The organism is Cognatilysobacter lacus (assembly GCF_008274655.1).
GTDB lineage: Bacteria > Pseudomonadota > Gammaproteobacteria > Xanthomonadales > Xanthomonadaceae > Cognatilysobacter > Cognatilysobacter lacus.
This window is the reverse complement of the sequence record NZ_VTRV01000250.1, coordinates 1-2007: the sequence shown is the minus strand read 5'-3', so window position 1 is coordinate 2007 and position 2007 is coordinate 1. Positions and strand designations below refer to the sequence as shown.

Genomic DNA, 2007 nt, shown 5'->3' with positions numbered 1-2007 from the left:
AGGTGTCGCGCAGCCCATCACCGGGGCGGTGGCACTTGCACGCGAGCCGGGCTCAGCGAGGATCTTCGTGAATTTTGCCACCGGCGCTGACCTGTACCGGCTCGGCGCGATGCATCGCGAACCACAACAGGAACGCGAGGCCCGCGTGCAGCGCGACCGCCAGCGCGATCGCGGTCGCGTCGTCGGCCGCGCGCGCCTTCACTTCGCCGGGCTCTTCGGTGCGCTGATAAGCGACACCTTGTCGACGTGCGCGAGCTTCAGCACATCAATCGCATCCGTGACGGTCTGGTAGCTCGCCTTCGCGTCCGCGCCGATCAGCACCTGCGACTGCGGGTTCTGCGCGACGATCGCGGCGAGTCGCGTGCGCAACTCGTCGCGGCTCACGCGTTCGTTGCTGCCGGCCTTCACCGCGAGGAAGTAGTTGCCCGCGGCGTCCACCTGCACCACCACCGGGTCGGTCTTCTGCTGCAGCGACTTCGCGTTCGACTTCGGCAGGTCGACGTCCACGCCGAGGTTCAGCAGCGGCGCCGTAATCATGAAAATGACGAGCAGCACCAGCATCACGTCGATGTACGGCACGACGTTGATCTCGGACTTGAGCTTGCGTCGCCGATGGCGCCTGACGGAAAGCGACATGGCTCAGCCTTCCAGGTGCGACTGTCGCTGCAGGATCGACGAGAACTCTTCGGCGAACGCTTCGTAGCGCGAGGCCAGACGCTCCACCGCGGTGGCGAAGCGGTTGTACGCCCACACCGCGGGAATCGCGACGAACAGCCCCATCGCTGTGGCGAGCAGCGCTTCGGAGATGCCGGGCGCCACGTCCTTGATGCCGACTTGCTGCGAACTGGCGAGCAGCGAATGCATCGTGACCATGATGCCGAACACCGTGCCGACCAGGCCGATGTACGGCGCCGTGGACCCGATGTTGGCGAGCAGTTCGAGGTTGTGCTCCAGCGAGTCGAGCTCGCGCGAGGTGGTGGCGCGCATGCCGCGCTGCGCCGCTTCGAGCTGCGCGGTGCCATCCGAGCCGCGACGCTGGCGCAGTCGATTGAAGTCGCGAAAACCCGCCTCGAAGATCGCTTCCATGCCGCCGGCATCGCGGCCGCGGCCGCTGGCGCCATCGTAGAGCTTGGTCAGTTCGGCGCCCGACCAGAACGTCTCTTCGAACGCAACGGCCTCGCGCTTCGCCGCGCGCAGCAGGATCGACTTGCGGAAGATGATGATCCACGACGCGATCGAAGCCACGGTCAGCAGCGCCATGATCGCCATCACCGGCCAGCTGGCGTGCGTGACGAGCGCCCACAGATCGAGCGAACTCGTCGGTGCAGCTGCCGTCGCTGCCGTGGTGACGGCCTGCGCCGCGTCGGTAAGCGGCTGCGCGTCGACGGCGCCGGCATCGGGCAGCGAATGCGGCGTGGACTGCAGCATCAGGGAGAATGCGCTCATCGGGTAAGTCCCGCCGTGGCGACGTGGGTGCGGTGCGATTCGGTCATTCGGTTTCTCCGGTCCGGCGACGGACCCTCATTCGGGAATCTGGAGGCTGGCGAGCTGCGCGAGCAGCGCCGAGGGGATCGGCCTGGGCCTGAACGTCCCGGCGTCGAGCGCGGCGATTCTGACCGTGGCAGCGAGCAGGCGTTCCCCGTCGCGCAGGATTTCCTGGCGGAACACCAGGCTGGCGCCGCGGCATTCGGCCAGCGAGACGCTCACGTCGAGCGCGTCGTCGAGGCGCGCGGGCCGCAGGAAATCGAGCGTCATCGCGCGCACGGCGAAGACGACCCCGGCGTCCTGCAACGAGGACTGCCCATGGCCGTTCGCGCGCATCCATTCCGAACGCGCGCGCTCCATGAAAGCAACGTAGCGGGCGTGGTAGACCACGCCGCCGGCGTCGGTGTCTTCCCAGTAGATGCGGACCGGAAGGGTGTACATGCGCTCCAGGCGCCGCGCAGGTGGCGGGCGTGGCGTGGGGGCGGCCAGTCTACCCGCGGCGCCGCGGCCGGGCTCGTGCGG

The 2007-nt window shown here is 68.2% G+C and carries 4 protein-coding genes; all 4 read right to left on the bottom strand.

Annotation, left to right across the window (positions count from 1 at the left end; all coding sequences use genetic code 11):
* Positions 1–52: 52 nt before the first annotated feature.
* Complete coding sequence (locus FW784_RS14525) at positions 53–202, bottom strand: hypothetical protein (protein ID WP_187770836.1); 150 nt, start codon at positions 200–202, stop codon at positions 53–55.
* Positions 199–636 carry a protein TolR gene (tolR, locus tag FW784_RS13805; RefSeq protein ID WP_149353900.1) on the bottom strand — a complete coding sequence of 146 codons (438 nt, stop codon included), beginning with the start codon at positions 634–636 and terminating at the stop codon, positions 199–201. The genes FW784_RS14525 and tolR overlap by 4 nt, the downstream gene beginning before the upstream one ends.
* A gap of 3 nt (positions 637–639) precedes the next feature.
* Complete coding sequence (gene tolQ / locus FW784_RS13800) at positions 640–1446, bottom strand: protein TolQ (protein WP_149353899.1); 807 nt, start codon at positions 1444–1446, stop codon at positions 640–642.
* Between the two features lie 75 nt (positions 1447–1521).
* Positions 1522–1926 carry a tol-pal system-associated acyl-CoA thioesterase gene (gene ybgC, locus FW784_RS13795; RefSeq protein ID WP_149353898.1) on the bottom strand — a complete coding sequence of 135 codons (405 nt, stop codon included), beginning with the start codon at positions 1924–1926 and terminating at the stop codon, positions 1522–1524.
* Between the last annotated feature and the right edge of the window lie 81 nt (positions 1927–2007).

What these genes read in the sequence shown, in the direction of transcription:
- tolR (WP_149353900.1), bottom strand. Translation starts at nt 636, where the DNA reads ATGTCGCTTTCCGTCAGGCGCCATCGGCGACGCAAGCTCAAGTCCGAG.
- tolQ (WP_149353899.1), bottom strand. Translation starts at nt 1,446, where the DNA reads ATGAGCGCATTCTCCCTGATGCTGCAGTCCACGCCGCATTCGCTGCCC.
- ybgC (WP_149353898.1), bottom strand. Translation starts at nt 1,926, where the DNA reads ATGTACACCCTTCCGGTCCGCATCTACTGGGAAGACACCGACGCCGGC.